The sequence below is a fragment of the Pseudomonas sp. B1(2018) genome, assembly GCF_003097365.1.
In the GTDB taxonomy this organism is placed as follows: Bacteria; Pseudomonadota; Gammaproteobacteria; order Pseudomonadales; family Pseudomonadaceae; genus Aquipseudomonas; species Aquipseudomonas laurylsulfatiphila.
Genome location: NZ_PYUK01000025.1, coordinates 30,121 through 47,363 on the forward strand (window position 1 = coordinate 30,121; position 17,243 = coordinate 47,363).

Annotated in this window: 12 protein-coding genes and 3 pseudogenes; 6 read left to right on the top strand and 9 right to left on the bottom strand. The window is 61.7% G+C overall.

Annotation, left to right across the window (positions count from 1 at the left end):
• Positions 1-110: 110 nt before the first annotated feature.
• The 9 genes from C9422_RS28460 to edd all read right to left on the bottom strand — a co-directional run bounded on the left by C9422_RS28460 (position 111) and on the right by edd (position 11,244).
• Positions 111-1,271 carry an ABC transporter ATP-binding protein gene (locus C9422_RS28460; protein WP_007974435.1) on the bottom strand — a complete coding sequence of 387 codons (1,161 nt, stop codon included), beginning with the start codon at positions 1,269-1,271 and terminating at the stop codon, positions 111-113.
• Between the two features lie 4 nt (positions 1,272-1,275).
• On the bottom strand, positions 1,276-2,121 hold the full coding sequence (locus tag C9422_RS28465; protein WP_007974434.1) for a carbohydrate ABC transporter permease: 846 nt from the start codon (positions 2,119-2,121) through the stop codon (positions 1,276-1,278).
• Positions 2,114-3,022, bottom strand: a complete 909-nt coding sequence (locus C9422_RS28470) for a carbohydrate ABC transporter permease (protein WP_007974433.1) — start codon at positions 3,020-3,022, stop codon at positions 2,114-2,116. Before C9422_RS28470 ends, C9422_RS28465 begins: the two co-directional genes overlap by 8 nt.
• Positions 3,023-3,206: 184 nt before the next feature.
• The gene (locus C9422_RS28475) at positions 3,207-4,505 is read right to left on the bottom strand and encodes an ABC transporter substrate-binding protein (RefSeq protein ID WP_116582944.1); all 1,299 of its coding nucleotides are present in this window, start codon (positions 4,503-4,505) and stop codon (positions 3,207-3,209) included.
• A gap of 117 nt (positions 4,506-4,622) precedes the next feature.
• Positions 4,623-5,882 (bottom strand): AGE family epimerase/isomerase, encoded by a 1,260-nt coding sequence (locus tag C9422_RS28480; RefSeq protein WP_116582945.1) that lies wholly within the window; start codon positions 5,880-5,882, stop codon positions 4,623-4,625.
• A gap of 221 nt (positions 5,883-6,103) precedes the next feature.
• Positions 6,104-7,531 carry an ATP-binding protein gene (locus tag C9422_RS28485; RefSeq protein ID WP_218195159.1) on the bottom strand — a complete coding sequence of 476 codons (1,428 nt, stop codon included), beginning with the start codon at positions 7,529-7,531 and terminating at the stop codon, positions 6,104-6,106.
• A 31-nt stretch (positions 7,532-7,562) separates the two neighbouring features.
• Positions 7,563-8,294: a response regulator gene (locus C9422_RS28490; RefSeq protein ID WP_116582946.1), complete on the bottom strand. Its 732-nt coding sequence runs from the start codon at positions 8,292-8,294 to the stop codon at positions 7,563-7,565.
• Between the two features lie 176 nt (positions 8,295-8,470).
• On the bottom strand, positions 8,471-9,421 hold the full coding sequence (locus C9422_RS28495; protein ID WP_116582947.1) for a glucokinase: 951 nt from the start codon (positions 9,419-9,421) through the stop codon (positions 8,471-8,473).
• A complete protein-coding gene (edd, locus tag C9422_RS28500) occupies positions 9,418-11,244 on the bottom strand; it encodes a phosphogluconate dehydratase (protein ID WP_007974426.1) in 1,827 nt (608 codons plus the stop codon). The genes C9422_RS28495 and edd overlap by 4 nt, the downstream gene beginning before the upstream one ends.
• Positions 11,245-11,464: 220 nt before the next feature.
• On the opposite strand from edd, the gene gap reads away from it, so the two are divergent.
• The 6 genes and pseudogenes from gap to C9422_RS28530 all read left to right on the top strand — a co-directional run bounded on the left by gap (position 11,465) and on the right by C9422_RS28530 (position 17,214).
• Positions 11,465-12,466: a type I glyceraldehyde-3-phosphate dehydrogenase gene (gene gap, locus C9422_RS28505; RefSeq protein WP_116582948.1), complete on the top strand. Its 1,002-nt coding sequence runs from the start codon at positions 11,465-11,467 to the stop codon at positions 12,464-12,466.
• 326 nt (positions 12,467-12,792) lie between these two features.
• The gene (locus C9422_RS28510; protein WP_116582949.1) at positions 12,793-13,257 is read left to right on the top strand and encodes a methylglyoxal synthase; all 465 of its coding nucleotides are present in this window, start codon (positions 12,793-12,795) and stop codon (positions 13,255-13,257) included.
• Positions 13,254-13,346, top strand: a pseudogene (locus C9422_RS32785) (DUF454 domain-containing protein); the annotation flags it as partial. The gene C9422_RS28510 and the pseudogene C9422_RS32785, both read left to right, overlap by 4 nt.
• Before the next feature lie 482 nt (positions 13,347-13,828).
• A pseudogene (locus tag C9422_RS33020) lies at positions 13,829-14,788 on the top strand (chemotaxis protein); the annotation flags it as partial.
• 378 nt (positions 14,789-15,166) lie between these two features.
• A pseudogene (locus C9422_RS33025) lies at positions 15,167-15,694 on the top strand (methyl-accepting chemotaxis protein); the annotation flags it as partial.
• Between the two features lie 170 nt (positions 15,695-15,864).
• Positions 15,865-17,214, top strand: coding sequence for a CoA transferase (locus C9422_RS28530; protein ID WP_116582952.1), 1,350 nt, complete (start codon positions 15,865-15,867; stop codon positions 17,212-17,214).
• Positions 17,215-17,243: the final 29 nt, after the last annotated feature.

Below are 17,243 nucleotides of genomic sequence, written 5' to 3' on the forward strand. Positions count from 1 at the left end.
TGTGGGAGCGAGCTTGCTCGCGAGAAACCTGAGAACACCGTGGGGTGTCAGATTTCCAGTGTCATCGTTGACGTCCATCGCGAGCGGGCTCGCTCCTACAGGTTTGTTCTTCAGCGGCCTTTGAATTGGGCGACGTTGGCGCTGTGCGCTTCGGTTTTTGGCACGCCGGCAACGCCCAAGCGCTCCCCTGTCCTGGCATCGAACAGCAGCACTTTCGCCGGATCGAATTGCAGGGTCAGGGTCTCCCCCACCGCAGGCGCCACGTCCGGCGCCAGGCGGCAGCAGACCTTGGTGTCATTGAGGTTGACGAAGACCAGGGTGTCCGGCCCGGTCGGTTCGGTGACCTGGACTTCGGCACGAATGGTCGGCAAACCGTTCGCTTCACCGTTGGCCAGGATGATCTGTTCAGGGCGCATGCCGAGGATCACTTCGCGGTCTTCGAGACCGGCGTCCTGCATGCCCAGCGGCAACTCGCAACGGGCCTGGCCGCTGTCGAGCAGCGCCAGCAGGCGACCGTCCTTGCGCTGCAGGCGCAGCGGGATGAAGTTCATCGGCGGCGAACCGATGAAGCTCGCCACGAAGAGGTTGGCCGGGTTGTTGTAGATGTCCTTCGGCGTACCGAACTGCTGGATGATCCCGTCCTTCATCACCGCCACCTTGTCGCCCAGGGTCATGGCTTCGATCTGGTCGTGGGTCACGTAGACCGTGGTGGTTTTCAGGCGCTGGTGCATCAGTTTCATTTCGGTGCGCATCTCGACCCGCAGCTTGGCGTCGAGGTTGGACAGCGGTTCGTCGAACAGATAAATCTTCGGCCGCCGTGCCAGGGCACGGCCCATCGCCACGCGCTGCTGCTGACCACCGGAGAGCTGGCCGGGTTTGCGGCTGAGCAGGTGTTCGATCTGCAACAGCTTGGAAACCCGAGCGACTTCTTCGTCGATTTCCGCGGTCGGCATTTTGCGGATCTTCAGGCCGAAGGCGATGTTGTCGCGCACGCTCATGGTCGGGTACAGCGCGTAGGACTGGAACACCATGGCGATGTCACGATCCTTGGGGCTCATGCCGCTGATGTCGGCGTCATCCACCAGGATCGCGCCACCGCTGATGGTTTCCAGGCCGGCGATGCAGTTCATCAGCGTGGATTTACCGCAGCCCGACGGGCCGACCAGGATCAGGAACTCACCGTCATCGATTTTCAGTTCGATGTTTTTCAGGGTGTCCGGCAAGCCGGGGCCGTAGGTCTTGTTGACGTTGCGTAATTCGAGAGTTGCCATCTTTCTACCCCTTGACCGCGCCGGACGTCAGCCCACGCAGGAAATACTTGCCAGCGAATATGTAGACCAGCAGTGTCGGCAGCCCGGCGATCATCGCGGCGGCCATATCAACGTTGTATTCCTTGGCCCCGGTGCTGGTGTTGACCAGGTTGTTCAGGGCCACGGTAATTGGCTGGGCATCGCCGCTGGCGAAGACCACGCCGAACAGGAAGTCGTTCCAGATCTGGGTGAACTGCCAGATCAGGCAGACCATCACGATCGGGATCGACATCGGCAGCAGGATTTTCAGGAAGATCGTGAAGAAGCCCGCGCCATCGAGCCTTGCGGCCTTGACCAGCGCATCCGGAATGCTCACGTAGTAGTTGCGGAAGAACAGCGTGGTGAACGCCAGGCCGTAGACCACGTGCACCAGCACCAGGCCGGTGGTGGTGTTGGCCAGGCCGAATTTGCCGAGGGTGAACGAGGCCGGCAGCAGCACGGTCTGGAACGGCAGGAAGCAGCCGAACAGCAACAGGCCGAAGAACAACTGCGAGCCACGGAAGCGCCACATCGACAGCACGTAGCCATTCATCGCGCCGATGAAGGTCGAGATCAGCACCGCCGGCACGGTGATTTTCACCGAGTTCCAGAAGTAGCCGCCGACCACGTCCCAGGCCTTGATCCAGCCGATGCCGTCGATCACGGTCGGCCAGCTCAGCAGGTTGCCGGTGCGGATGTCTTCCGGGGATTTGAAGCTGGTCAGCAGCATCACCACCAGCGGGATCAGGTACACCGCCGCTGCCAACAGCAGGGTGGCGTAGATCGCGATGCGGCTGAAACTGATGCCCGATTTTCCGAGTTGATTAGTCATGGCGTTTGCCTCGCAGCTCGGAGTACAGGTACGGCACGAGGATGGTCAGCACGGCACCAAGCATCAGCATGGCGCTGGCCGAACCGATGCCCATCTGGCCACGGCTGAAGGTGAAGGAATACATGAACATCGCCGGCAGGTCGGATGAATAACCCGGGCCGCCCGCGGTCATCGCCGCGACCAGGTCGAAGCTCTTGATCGCGATGTGCGCCAGGATCATGAAGGCACTGAAGAACACCGGACGCAGGCTCGGCAGGACGATCTTCAGGTAGATGGTCGGCAGGCTCGCCCCGTCGACTTGCGCGGCGCGGATGATCGATTGATCGACACCGCGCAGGCCGGCCAGGAACATCGCCATGACAAACCCGGAGGCTTGCCACACGGCGGCGATCACCAGGCAGTAGACGACACGATCCTGATCCACCAGCCAGTCGAGACGAAAGCCTTCCCAGCCCCAGTCACGCAGCATCTTGTCCAGGCCCAGGCCAGGGTTGAGCAGCCATTTCCAGGCGGTACCGGTGACGATCATCGACAGCGCCATCGGGTACAGGTAGACGGTGCGGATGAAGCCTTCCTTGCGAATGCGCTGGTCCAGCAGCACGGCAAGGAACACGCCCAGCACCAGGCTGATGCCGATGAACATGCCGCCGAACACCGCGAGGTTCTTGCTCGCGACCCACCAGCGGTCGTTGTCCATCAGGCGCATGTATTGCTGCAGGCCGACCCACTTGTAGCTCGGCATGAAGCTGGAATTGGTGAAGGACAGAATGAACGTCCAGATGATGTAACCGTAGAAGCCAACCAACACGATCAGCATGCTCGGCGCGAGTACCAATTTGGGTAGCCAGCGTTGCAGCGCATCGAACGGTGAGGCTTTGCTGAAAACCGCCACAGAGCTCATCGGGATAATCCAGGTTTAGAGAAATGAAGCGACACAAGGACCCCTGGCTGGAGCAGGATCCTGTGGGAGCTGGCTTGCCAGCGATGAGATCAACCGGGTTCATAGTCAAACCGAGTCGCCTGCATCGCGGGCAAGCCCGCTCCCACACAATCCCATTCCAGTCAGGAACGGGTTGTGTCAGGGATTACTGGGCAGCTTTGACAGCCGAAGCCAGTTGGGCGCTGGCCTTGGCCGGGTCAGCGTTCTTGTCGTTCATGAAGTTGGTGACGACGTCGAAGATCGCACCCTGCACGGCCAGGGAGGTGGCCATGTTGTGCGCCATGCTCGGTTGCAGGCCGCCAGTCTTGTCGTCCGCAATGAAGTCTTTCGCCGACTTCTGGGCGCACTCGTCGAAGCCGAGCTTGTCCATTTCGCCCAGCATGTCGTTACGCACCGGGATCGAACCCTTGTTCATGCTGAAGACTTTCTGGAAGTCGGTGCCCAAGGCGACCTTGGCCAGGTCTTGCTGGGCAGCGATGTCACCCTTGCGATCAGCCTTGAGCTTGAACACCGCCAGGGAGTCGATGTTGTAGGTGAAGGCCTTTTCAGTGCCCGGGAACGCTACGCACAGGTAGTCCTTGCCCGCGACTTTCTTGGCCGCGGTCCACTCGCTTTTCGCCCAGTCGCCCATCATCTGCATGCCGGCCTTGCCATTGATGACGTCGGCGGCGGCGATGTTCCAGTCACGACCGGCGCGGTTCGGGTCCATGTAGCCGGTGATCTTTTTCAGCTCGGCGAACGACTGGGTCATCTCCGGGCCGGACAGGGTTTTCTGGTCCAGGTCGACCAGGGCTTTCTTGTAACCGTCGGCGCCCATGACCGAGAGCACCACGTCTTCGAACACGGTGCTGTCCTGCCAAGGCTGGCCACCGTGGGCGAGCGCAATGAAGCCTGCGGCCTTGAGCTTGTCGCCGGCGGCATAGAATTCTTCGAGGGTGGTCGGGGCTTTTTCGATCCCGGCTTTCTTGAACACTTCCGGATTGATCCACAGCCAGTTGACGCGGTGGATGTTCACCGGCACGGCGACGTAATCGCCTTCGTACTTCACGGTGTCGGAGACTTTCTTCGACAGCAGGCCATCCCAGTTTTCCGCCTTGGAAACGTCTTTCAACGCGTCGGTGCTGAGCAGGCCGGTGCTGCCCCATTCCTGGATGTCCGGACCCTTGATCTGCGCAACGCCTGGCGGGTTGCCGGCTACGGCGCGACTCTTGAGCACGGTCATGGCCGTGGAACCGCCGCCACCGGCGACTGCGCCGTCCTTCCAGGTGAAGCCGTCTTTTTCGACTTGAGCCTTCAGGACATCGACCGCTGCTTTTTCACCACCGGAGGTCCACCAGTGAACGACTTCAACGGAACCTTTGGATTCGGCGGCCAGGACACTGAGGGGGAGCGCAGACAGGGAAGCGAGAGAAATGACAGTAGCGAGGCGAGAAATCGCATTCATCTAGGAGCACCTTTCTTGTTGTTATGCATGCAAGTCTGTTGCTTGCGCTGCATAGGATTCTAAACAGGGGATATCCCCTCGCAGGTAACGAAGGGATGCGCGAATGTCACCGCATGGTTACATAGAACCGCTCTGGGACAACTGCGCCAGCGCCGTTGCCATGCTCGGCGCCAGCGCCAGGCGCGGAATCAGCACGGCTTGCCAGGCATGGTAAAGGTCAGGCTTTCCGGGCCAGATGTCGGCACTCGGGCGGTTTTGCGGATCGAGTTCGTGATACCAGCTGCCATCGCAGCGGTCGATGAAATGACTGTCACAGAATTCCCAGAACAGGCGATACCACTGCTCGTACTGCACGTCACCCGTGCGCTTGATCAGCGCACTGGCGGCGGCACTGGCTTCGCAATGGGTCCAGTGCAGGCGATGGCGGACCACCGCTTTGTTGTCCCAATCCAGGGTGTAGACAATCCCCGGCGCGCCATCGATGTTCCAGCCGTGACGACAGTTGTGCTCGAAGAGTTGTTGCGCATCGGTGACCAGCCAGCCCGGCGTGAGCATCCCCGCGCTCACCCGCGAAGCTTCGAGGTGCAGCAACAGCCGCGCCCACTCGAAACCGTGGCCCGGGGTGGTGCCGTAGGGGCGAAAACCGTCCGCCGGATTGTCACGGTTGTAGTCTCGCAGTGGCTGCCAGTCGCGGTCGAAATGCTCGATCACCAGGTAGTCGTTGGCAGCGGCGTGACCATGGATCACCCGCTCGACGATGCGCTGGGCGCGGCACAACCAGCGGTTGTCTTCAGTGACATCGGCCAGGGCGAGGAAGGCTTCGGTGGCGTGCATGTTGCTGTTGGCGCCGCGATAGGCTTCCTCTTCACTCCAGTCGCGATTGAAGGATTCGCGCATCGCGCCTTCTTCTTCACTCCAGAACCAGGTGTCGATGATGTCAATGGCATCATCGAGCAAGGCTTGCGCACCGGGACGCTGTGCGACCACCGCAGAACTGGCGGCCAGCGCGACGAAGGCATGCAGGTAGGCGTTCTTGCCGGTATTGCCATCGCGATGTTCGGCAGTGGCGAACCAGCCGCCGTGAACCGCATCGCGCAACGGACCACGCAGGGCCGCAACACCGTGATCGACCAGCTCGGCAAAGCCCGGCAAGCCCTGGATATGGGCCATGGCGAAGCTGTGGGTCATGCGTGCGGTGTTCATGGTCTGGGCTTGCGCATCGGCCGGGAGGCGGCCCCTTTCATCGAGGTTGCCGAAGCCTTCAGGGAGCCTGGAAGCCTTGGCAAAGCTCAACAGGCGCAGGCCTTCGGCGGCGAGCCATTGCTGGTGGGCCGGTGCGTTCAGCCAACTGCTGAAGGCGGGTTGGAGGGTGTCCATGGCGTACCTTTTTTGTTGTTATGACTGAGGGGGAGCATAAACAACGGAAGGCGACGGGCTTGTAACGAAGGGGGTGGGTTATGTCACTGACTTGTGACATTTCCTAATTGAGTGATTTTTTGTGGCGAGGGAGCTTGCTCCCGCTGGACTGCGCAGCAGTTCCTCTTTTGGGGGCGCTTCGCGCCCCAGCGGGAGCAAGCTCCCTCGCCACAGGGTCGGAGTCATTCCACTGAGCGGGGTAACTGCAGGGTCACCCGCAACCCGCCCTCACGCAGGTTCTGCAAGCTGACCTCACCACCATGGCTATGGGCAATGTTGCGGGCAATCCCCAGCCCCAACCCATACCCCTGCTGCTGCCCGGCCAGGCGGAAATGCGGTTCGAACACCTGCTCCAGCCGCTGCTCCGGCACGCCGGGGCCTTCATCATCGACATGCAGGATGAACGCGCGGTCATCGTCATCGATGTGCAGGTGCGCGTTCTGCCCGTACTTCAACGCATTGTCGATCAGGTTGCCGATGCAGCGCTTGAGCGCCAGGGGTTTGCCCGGATACGCCGCCAGCGCCCGCCCCTGCTGGGTCACGCGACCATTGCCGTTGGGCGCCAGGTACGGTTCCACCAGGCAGTCGAGCACATGGTTGAGGTCAACCGGCTCGATGTTCTCGTGGATGTCGGTGTCCTTCACGCATTGCAGCGCGCCCTTGACCAGCAACTCGAGCTCGTCCAGATCGCGCCCGAACTTGGCTTGCAGCGTTTCGTCTTCGAGCAATTCAACGCGCAGGCGCAAACGGGTGATCGGCGTGCGCAAGTCGTGGGAAATCGCACTGAACAACTGGCTGCGCTCGGTCAGGTAACGGCTGATGCGCTCGCGCATGGTGTTGAAGGCGCGCCCTACCTCGACCACTTCACTGCCACCGCCCTCGGCCACCGGTTCCACGTCGGCACCCAGCGACAGATCGCGCGCGGCCCGCGCCAGGCGCTTGAGCGGACGACTCTGCCAGTGCACCAGCAGGCCGATGAACAACAGCAGAAAGCCGCTGGTCAGGACGATGAACCACACCTGTTGTGCCGGCAGGCCCTGCTCTTCAAGACTGGTATAGGGCTCGGGCAGCAGCGAGGCGATGTACAGCCATTCACCCGGTGCCATCTGGATCTGCGTGACCAGCACCGGCGGGTTCACCGGTTCCAGGGTCAAGGCGTAGTGCGCCCAGGAGCGCGGTAACTCATCGAGTTTCAGGCCGCCATTGAAGATGCGCAGGTCTTCCGGGCTGACGAAGGTCACCGAGATGTCCGTGTCCTGGCCGAGGGACTGGCGCAGCACCTCGTCCACCGCCTTGAGCACCGCCTCTTTGCGCGGGGTGATGGGCAGCACTTCCATGCCCAGGGGTTTGTCGTTGAGCGTGACCACGAACCGGGTGCCGCCCATGCTGCGCAACTGATCGAGCACCAGGGGCCGAAACGCCACCGGCAACGAACGGAAATAACTGACACTGGCCGTCATCGAATGGGCGAGGCTGCGGGCGCTGGTGACCAGGCCCTCGAGCTGCGTGGCGCGCAGTTGCGACACCCAGATCACACTCGACAGCGCCTGGGCGAACAGCACGGCCAGCAAGGTCAACAGCAACATCCGCCCGAGCAGCGAACGCGGCATCGGCACCCTGGCGGCGAGCTTGCGCAACATCTCAGTGGCCATTGCCGGCAACCACATTGGCCGCCAGTTGGTAGCCGCTGCCACGTACGGTGCGGATCAACCGTGGCGGCTTTTCCGTGTCGCGCAGGCGCTGGCGCAACCGGCTGACCGCCATGTCGACGATGCGATCCAGCGGCATCAGTTCACGGCCACGGGTCGCGTTGCCGATGGTGTCGCGGTCGAGGATTTCCTGCGGATGGTCGAGGAACAGTTTCAGCAGTGCGAAGTCGGCGCCCGAAAGAATCACCTCTTCGCCATCGATGTGAAACAGCCGATGGCTGACCATGTCCAGGCGCCAGTCATCGAAGGCCAGCACCTCACCGCCGTTACGCTCCTGACCGAACTGCGCGCGGCGCAGCAACGCCTTGATCCGCGCCTGCAATTCCCGTGGGCTGAACGGCTTGCCGAGGTAATCGTCGGCACCCAGTTCCAGGCCGATGACCCGGTCGGCTTCGTCGGAACTGGCGGTGAGCATGATGATCGGCACCTGCGCCTGGCGCGGATGCTGGCGAATCCAGCGACACAGGCTGAAGCCGTCTTCGTCGGGCAACATCACGTCAAGGATCACCAGGTCGGCCGGCGCTTCGTTCAGCGCCTGGCGAAAACCGGAGCCATCGGCAGTGGCACGTACCTGGAACCCGGCGCGAGTCAGGTAGGTGTCCAGCAACTCGCGTATCTCTTGATCGTCATCGACCAACAAAATCGACTTGTTGACTGAGCTCACTTCGAAGGCATCCTTGTTGTTTGAATTGGGCGGATTATGCCTGATGAACCTTGAAAAATTGTTGCCTGTTCTGGCCTCATCGCGGGCAAGCCCGCTCCCACAAGGTTATGTACACATTCTGAAAATGCCGGTGATCCTGTGGGAGCGGGCTTGCCCGCGATGAAGGCGACTCGATCTCAAGCCTGTTCGAGCGCTACTCCCGCGCCAACAAGTCCGGAATACGGCGCCGTCACCAGCCACACCGGAATCCCCTTGAAGTAATCGCTCATGCACCCCTTGTCGGCGAAGCAGCGGGCGAAACCGCTTTCGAGGAAGAAATCGGCAAACCGTGGAATCACTCCGCCCACGATGTACACGCCACCGCGTCCACCGCAGGTCAGCACGTTGTTGCCCGCCACGCGACCGAGCCAGCAGCAGAACTGCTCAAGCACTTCCACGGCAATCGGGTCGCCCGCCAGCCCGGCGGCGGTGATGGCTTCCGGCGTGTCGAGCACCGGCGTGTGCCCGTCCACCGCACAGATCGCCCGGTAGACACGGGGCAAGCCGCCGCCGCTCAACGCGGTTTCAGCGCTGACGTGACCGATCTCGTTGAAGATGTGCTGCCAGAGTTGGGTTTCACGCGGGCTGCTCAATGGCAGGTCGACGTGGCCGCCCTCCCCTGGCAACGCAGCAAACCGGCCCTCGCCCAGATCGAGCAAGGTGCCGACGCCCAGGCCTGTGCCCGGGCCAATCACCACGGCCGGGCGCAACGGTTCCGCCGTGCCTTCGCAGACCACGCGGAATTCGCCGGGCTGCAAGCGAGTCATGCCCAGGGCCATGGCCGAGAAGTCGTTGACCAGCAACAGTTGATCCACCTGCAAGGTCTGGCAGAAACCCTTGCGGCTCAGACGCCAGTGATTGTTGGTGAACTTGAATTCGTCGCCGCTCACGGGACCGGCCACCGACAGGCACACCGAACCGATCGACCCCGGCGCCAGCCCCAGACCGTTGAGGTAGAGGCTGATCGCTTCTTCCGGGCTGGGGAAATCCGCCGTTGCCAGCACCTGGACCGATTCCAGCTGCTGGTTTTTCCACAACGCGAAACGTGCGTTGGTCCCACCGATGTCACCGACCAAAGCCAGTTTCAATTAAGCGTCTCCAGGGCAGAAGTAAAGGCGCTGGCGCCCTGCTCCGCCGAGCTGAAGGCCATGCGCATGAAACCAAACAGTTCGCGACCGGTGCCGATGTTGTTGCCCAACAGGCCCTTGGCCGGTGTGCGCGCTGCGAATTCTTCGGCGTCCACCTTAAGCTCCAGGGTGCCTTTGACGCCATCGACGCGGATGATATCGCCCTCTTGCACCCGCGCCAAAGCGCCGCCGACATAAGCTTCGGGGCTGACGTGAATCGCCGCCGGAATTTTCCCCGACGCACCGGACATGCGTCCGTCAGTCACCAGCGCCACTTTGAAGCCGCGGTCCTGCAACACGCCGAGGAACGGCGTCATCTTGTGCAGCTCGGGCATGCCATTGGAGCGCGGCCCCTGGAAGCGCATCACCGCGACAAAATCCTTCTCCAGCAAACCGGCCTTGAACGCATCGGCCAGGTCCTGCTGATCCTGGAACACCATGGCCGGCGCTTCGACGATCTGGTTCTCCACAGCGACGGCGGAGACTTTCATCACCCCGCGACCGAGGTTGCCTTCCATCACCCGCAGGCCACCTTCGGCCGAGAATGCACGGGCGACCGGACGCAGGATGCTTTCATCGAGGCTGTCGGTCACGCCTTCGCGCCACACCAGCTCGCCGTTGTCGAGGAACGGCTCCTGGGTATAGCGGCTCAGACCATGGCCCATCACGGTGTTGACGTTTTCGTGGAGCAGCCCGGCTTCCAGCAGTTCGCGGATCAGGAACGACATGCCGCCCGCAGCCTGGAAGTGGTTAATGTCGGCTTTGCCGTTCGGGTAGACGTGGCTCAGGGTCGGCACGACTTCGGAGAGGTCGGCCATGTCCTGCCAGGTCAGTTGAATGCCCGCCGCCATGGCGATGGCCGGCATGTGCAGGGTGTGGTTGGTCGAGCCGCCCGTGGCGTGCAACGCGACAATCGAATTGACCAGCGAACGCTCGTCGACGATTTCGCCGATCGGCATGAAATCGCCGTTCTGCTTGGTCAGGCGCGTGACCTGGTGCGCGGCTTCGCGGGTCAGGGCATCACGCAACGGCGTGTTCGGGTTGACGAAGGACGCACCCGGAAGATGCAGGCCCATGACTTCCATCAGCAACTGGTTGGTGTTGGCGGTGCCGTAGAAGGTGCAGGTGCCAGGGCTGTGGTAGGACTTCATCTCCGATTCCAGCAGCTCCTCGCGGGTCGCCTTGCCTTCGGCGTATTTCTGGCGCACGTCGGCTTTCTGCTTGTTGGAAATGCCCGAGACCATCGGCCCGCCCGGCACGAAGATCATCGGCAGATGGCCGAAGCGCAGCGCGCCCATCATCAGGCCCGGCACGATCTTGTCGCAGATACCGAGCAGCAGCGCGCCGTCGAACATGTTGTGGGACAGCGCCACGGCGGTGGACAACGCGATCACTTCGCGGCTCGGCAGGCTCAGCTCCATGCCCGGCTCGCCCTGGGTCACGCCATCGCACATGGCCGGGGTGCCACCGGCGAACTGGCCGACGGAGCCGATTTCGCGCAGGGCCTTTTTGATCAGTTCCGGAAAGACTTCGTACGGCTGGTGCGCCGAGAGCATGTCGTTATATGACGAAACAATCGCGATGTTCGCGGCGTTCATCATCCGCAGGCTGTGCTTGTCGTCGCTGCCGCAACCGGCCACGCCATGGGCGAAGTTGGCGCATTGCAGCTTGCCGCGCATCGGCCCGTCGCTGGCCGCACCGCGAATCAATGCAAGGTAAGCCTCACGCGTGGCGCGACTGCGGGCGATAAGCCGTTCGGTGACCTCAAGGACGCGGGGATGCATGTGTAGAACTCCAGGCTAACGGATGTGGCGACCTGATTGTCTATGCTGATCAAAGGCCGGTGTCGATGGGATGACAGACGGTTTTCTTGATCGGTTGGACCAGTTGATTCAGGTCACTCGTTGTAGATTGAACAAAATATTGCCATCAAAAAGGCTTGTTTTCTATTTTTTTGCGAATAATCTTGTAATTCCAACAACAAAACGACGGTAGCGCCGCACTATGACTCTTCGAATCGCAATCAATGGTTTTGGCCGCATCGGCCGTAATGTCCTGCGCGCACTCTATACCCAGGGCTACCGTCAGGATCTGCAGATCGTCGCCATCAACGACCTGGGCGACAGCGCGATCAATGCTCATCTACTCAAGTACGACACCGTTCACGGCACGTTCGATGCCGATGTCCAGCACGACCTGGAGAGTCTGACGGTCAACGGCGACCGCATTTCGGTCAGCGCCATTCGCAACCCCGCCGACCTGCCCTGGGCTGCGGAAAAGATTGATGTGGTGTTCGAATGCACCGGCCTGTTCACCGACCGGGCCAAAGCCGCCGCGCATATTACGGCCGGCGCGCGCAAAGTGATCATCTCGGCCCCGGCCAAAGGCGCCGATGCCACCGTCGTTTATGGGGTGAACCACGACATTCTGCGCCAGTCGCACCAGATCATTTCCAACGCGTCGTGCACCACCAACTGCCTGGCCCCGGTGGCCCAGGTGCTGCACCGCGAGCTGGGCATCGAAAGCGGTCTGATGACCACCATTCATGCCTACACCAACGACCAGCACCTGACCGATGTCTATCACGTCGACCCGTACCGCGCCCGTTCGGCCACCCAGAACATGATCCCGAGCAAGACCGGTGCTGCTGAAGCGGTGGGCCTGGTGCTGCCGGAACTGGCGGGCAAATTGACCGGCATGTCGGTGCGCGTCCCGGTGATCAATGTGTCGCTGGTGGATCTGACCGTGCAGCTCAAGCGCGAAGCGTCGGCCGATGAGGTCAATGCGCTGATGAACGAGGCCAGCCAGCACTCGAAGATCCTTGGGTACAACACCCTGCCGCTGGTCTCCAGCGACTTCAACCACAACCCCCTGTCGTCGATCTTCGACGCCAACCACACCAAGTCCAGCGGCAAGCTGCTCAAGGTCCTGGCCTGGTACGACAACGAGTGGGGCTTCTCCAACCGCATGCTCGATAACTGCCTGGCGCTGTGTAACGCCGAATAAAGCGCTGCCTGTTCACCTGTAGGAGCTGCCGCAGGCTGCGATCTTTTGATCTTGAATTTCAGCAGACCAAGATCAAAAGATCGCAGCCTTCGGCAGCTCCTACACGGGTATTTGCAACACTCACAGGCGTCTGGAGCAGCACGCAACTCACACAAAAGACCCTAGCGGCATCGCCGGGTAAAGCACTGCCTACTCACCTGTAGGAGCTGCCGCAGGCTGCGATCTTTTGATCTTGATTTTCAGAAGACCAAGATCAAAAGATCGCAGCCTTCGGCAGCTCCTACACGGGTATTTGCAACACCTCACAGGCGTCTGGAGCAGCATCAATGATCGGCATTACTTTTACGCAAAAGACCCTGGCGGCGCGCAAGCGTATCGCCCTGGTTGCCCATGACCACTGCAAGGTGTTCTTGCTCGACTGGGCCGAACGGCAGAAAGACAAGCTGGCCCAGCATGATCTGGTCGCTACCGGCACCACGGGGTTGTTGTTGCAACAACGCCTCGACCTGCCCGTGGAAAGCATGATCAGTGGTCCGTTGGGTGGCGATCAACAGCTCGGTGCGCAAATCGCCGAGCAGCGGGTCGACATGCTGGTGTTCTTCTGGGACCCGTTCGAGCCACAACCCCACGACCCGGATATCAAGGCATTGCTGCGGGTCGCGGCCGTGTGGAACATCCCGGTGGCGTGCAACGAATGCAGCGCCGACTACCTGCTCAGCAGCCCGTTGATGGATCAGGCGCATCCCCATCGGATTCCCGATTACGCGAGCTATTTGCAGGGTCGCGCGTAAAGCTTCTGTTATGTGCCGGTCTGATGCTGCTGACGCTCGATCACGGCTGGCCGATCTACCTGGCGATTGCCGGGATGGGGCTGGGCAACCCTCCTGAATTCACCCCGCGCTTTTTCCTCTTTTTACCCCCTTTTTCGGCACATTTTTCTGCGCAAACGTTCAACCACTACCGTTCGTCGGCAGCCCATTCATGTAACCTGGCCTTCACGCCGATGTGCATTGATCGGCGCTAAATGGATTTAGCGAGTGAGCCGCAACGGCTCACAGCCAACACTTCATCCATTCGCGAGTTCGCCCTATGTTCGACTCACTGTCCATCCGCCTGAAAATCGTCCTGCTGTCCGGTCTGTGCCTGCTGGGGGTAGTCGCCCTGATAGTGGGCATGAACATCTACCAGACCGATCAGAACGATGACCTGGTCAACGATTCCAGCAGCAGAATGCTCACCGCCAGTGTGCAGGACCTGCTGCAGGCCAAGGCCGCCGAGCAGGCGGTGCGGGTGCAGAAGACCTTCGGTGAAACCCTGACGGTGGTGACCGCCCTGGCGGATCAGATCAAGGACATGCGCGCCATGGCCGCCAAGCGCTCGCTCGAGTCCGGCGCCTTGCGTGAAGAGTTGAACCAGAGCCTGAAAACCGCCTTCGAACGCAACGGCAAGGTGCTGGGCATCTGGCTGGCCTTCGAACCCAACGGCCTGGATGGCAAGGACAGCGAATTCGCCAACGACGCCGCCCGTCAATCCAACGAGGTCGGTCGTTTCGCCACCTACTGGAGCCGTGCCGGGGGTGAGTCGCTGAACACGATCATGGTCGAAGAGGACATGACCAAGACCACCCTGAACCTCAGCGGCAATCCGTACAACGTCTGGTACACCTGCCCTCGGGACAGCAAACGCACCTGCCTGCTCGACCCCTACGCCGATACTGTCGGCGGCAAGGAAGTGTTGATGACCACCATTTCCGTCCCGCTGCTGGTCGACGGCAAGTCCATCGGCGTGGTCGGTGTCGACATCGCCCTCGACGCCCTGCAAGCGGCGGCGATCGACTCTCAGCACGACCTGTTCAACAGTGCCGGGCACATGCTCATCGTTTCCGGCACCGGCGTGCTGGCCGCCTACAGTGTCGATGCCGGTAAGGTCGGCAAGAGCATCGGCGACACCCTGGGTGCCGACGGCAAGGACATCCTGCAACTGCTTGGCAGTGGTGCACCGAAGATTCTCCAGCAAGGCGACCTGATCCGTGCGGTGTACCCGGTCAGCCCGATTGCCGATGCCAAGGCCTGGGCTGTGGTCATCGACCTGCCCAAACAAGTGCTGCTGGCTGACTCGGTGAAGCTGCAAGCGGTACTCGACGATGCCCAGCAAAGCGGCACGATCAAGGCCTTGTCGGTGGCGGTGATTGCCGGTGTGATCGGCCTGCTGCTGATGTGGCTCACCGCGTCCGGCGTGACCCGACCGATCAACAGCGTGGCGCAAATGCTCAAGGCGATTGCCAGTGGCGACGGTGACCTGACCCAGCGCCTGCACTACAGCAAGCAGGACGAACTGGGCGAACTGGTGAACTGGTTCAACCGCTTCCTCGACAAGCTGCAACCGACCATCGCGCAAATCAAGCAAAGCATCACCGATGCCCGCGGCACGGCCGACCAGTCTTCGGAAATCGCCCGCCAGACCAGTGAAGGCATGCAGGTGCAGTTCCGCGAAATCGACCAGGTCGCCACCGCGTCCAACGAAATGAGCGCCACGGCCCACGATGTCGCCAACAGCGCCTCGAACGCGGCCAACGCCGCCAAGGGTGCCGATCAGTCGGCGCGCGACGGCATGTCAATCATCGAGCGCAGCACCCGCGACATCAATCAACTGGCCGACGAAGTCAGCAAGGCCGTGACCGAAGTCGAAGCCTTGGCGGTGAACAGCGAACAGATCGGCTCGGTGCTGGAAGTGATCCGCAGCATCGCCGAGCAAACCAACCTGCTGGCCCTCAACGCGGCGATTGAAGCGGCCCGTGCCGGCGAAAGCGGTCGCGGCTTTGCGGTGGTCGCCGATGAAGTGCGCAACCTGGCCAAACGCACCCAGGATTCGGTGGAGGAAATTCGCCTGGTGATCGAACGCATCCAGTCCGGTACCCGCGGTGTGGTCGCCACCATGCACTCGAGCCAGACCCAGGCCCACAGCAATGCCGGGCAGATCCAGCAGGCGGTCCAGGCCCTGAGCAAAATCAGCGACGCGGTCACTGTGATCAGCGACATGAACCTGCAAATCGCCAGCGCCGCCGAGCAGCAAAGCGCCGTCGCCGAAGAGGTCAACCGCAATGTCTCGGCGATCCGCACCGTCACCGAAACCCTGACCGGCCAGGCCACCGAGTCGGCGCAGATCAGCAGCCAGCTCAACACCCTGACCACCCACCAGATGAAGTTGATGGATCAGTTCCGGGTGTAAGCAGCACCACCGATAAATGTGGGAGCGGGCTTGCTCGCGAAAGCGTTGTGTCTGACAACAATGATGTCGACTGACACTCCGTCTTCGCGAGCAAGCCCGCTCCCACAGGTTTCACCTGGCTTGTCACCTGATTTGATCTAAGATCTCGCTCTCGTTCCGGAGGGCCTTCGATGACTGGTTTACTCACGTCCATTCAAGCCGCGCTCGGCTTGCCCAACACCCCGATCTCGTTCACCGCCACGGGCGCCCTGCCCTCGGCATTTGCCGTCACCGAACTGGCTTGCGCGAGCATCGCCGCCGCCGGTCAGGCCGCCAGCGAACTGCTGCACCAACAGACCGGACGCCGGCCCGACCTTGAGGTTGACCGACGCCTGGCGTCCTTCTGGTTCGGGACCTCGATTCGCCCGATCGGCTGGAGCGTTCCGCCGCTGTGGGACCCGGTGGCCGGTGATTACGCCACCCGCGACGGCTGGATTCGCCTGCACACCAACGCGCCCCATCACCGCGCCGCTGCCGAACGCGTGCTCGGTGCCTGTGCCGACCGCGCAGCGATGGCCGACAAAGTGGCGCAATGGGCGAAAAGGGAGCTGGAACAGGCGGTGGTCGATGCCGGTGGCTGTGCTGCCGAAATGCGCACCTGGGATCAATGGCAGGTCCATCCTCAAGGCCAGGCAGTGAATGCCGAACCCCTGGTTCTGTTCGCCAACCACCCAAGCCAGAGCTACAAACCGTGGACAGGTTCAGTGGTTCGCCCCCTGGCCGGCATCAAGGTGCTGGACTTGACCCGGGTACTGGCAGGCCCCATCGCCAGCCGCTTTCTGGCAGGCCTGGGCGCCGATGTCCTGCGCATCGATCCGCCGACCTGGAACGAGCCAGGGGTAGTGCCGGAAGTCACGCTGGGAAAACGTTGCGCGCGTCTTGATCTGAACGACAAATCCGACCGCGGCGTATTCGAATTCCTGCTCAAGGACGCCGACATTCTGCTCCACGGCTATCGTGCCGATGCGCTGGAGCGACTTGGCTTGGGCACGAATCAACGCCGGTCACTGAACCCGGACTTGATTGATGTTTGCCTCAACGCCTATGGCTGGAGTGGCCCCTGGCAAAATCGCCGGGGCTTCGACAGCCTGGTACAGATGAGCAGTGGCATTGCCGAAGCGGGCATGCGTTGGAAAAGTAGCGACAAGCCGACACCGCTCCCCGTGCAAGCCCTCGATCACGCCACCGGGTATTTGATGGCGGCCAGTGCGATCAGGTTGTTGGCGCAACGGTTGAGTGACGGTACAGGTGGCTCGGCGCGACTGTCGTTGGCGCGTACCGCGAAGTTGTTGATCGAGCGGGGGCCCGGCCCGGATGAGTCGTTGCGCGGCGAAGATCAACAGGATCTGGGGATGCTGGTGGAGCAAACGTCCTGGGGGGCGGCGCATCGGTTGCAGGTGCCGGTGAAGATCATCGGGACGCCACTACAGTGGACATTGCCCGCGACTGAACTGGGTTCACATCCCGCGCAGTGGTGGTGACCGTCAGATCGCCTTCGCGAGCAAGTCGG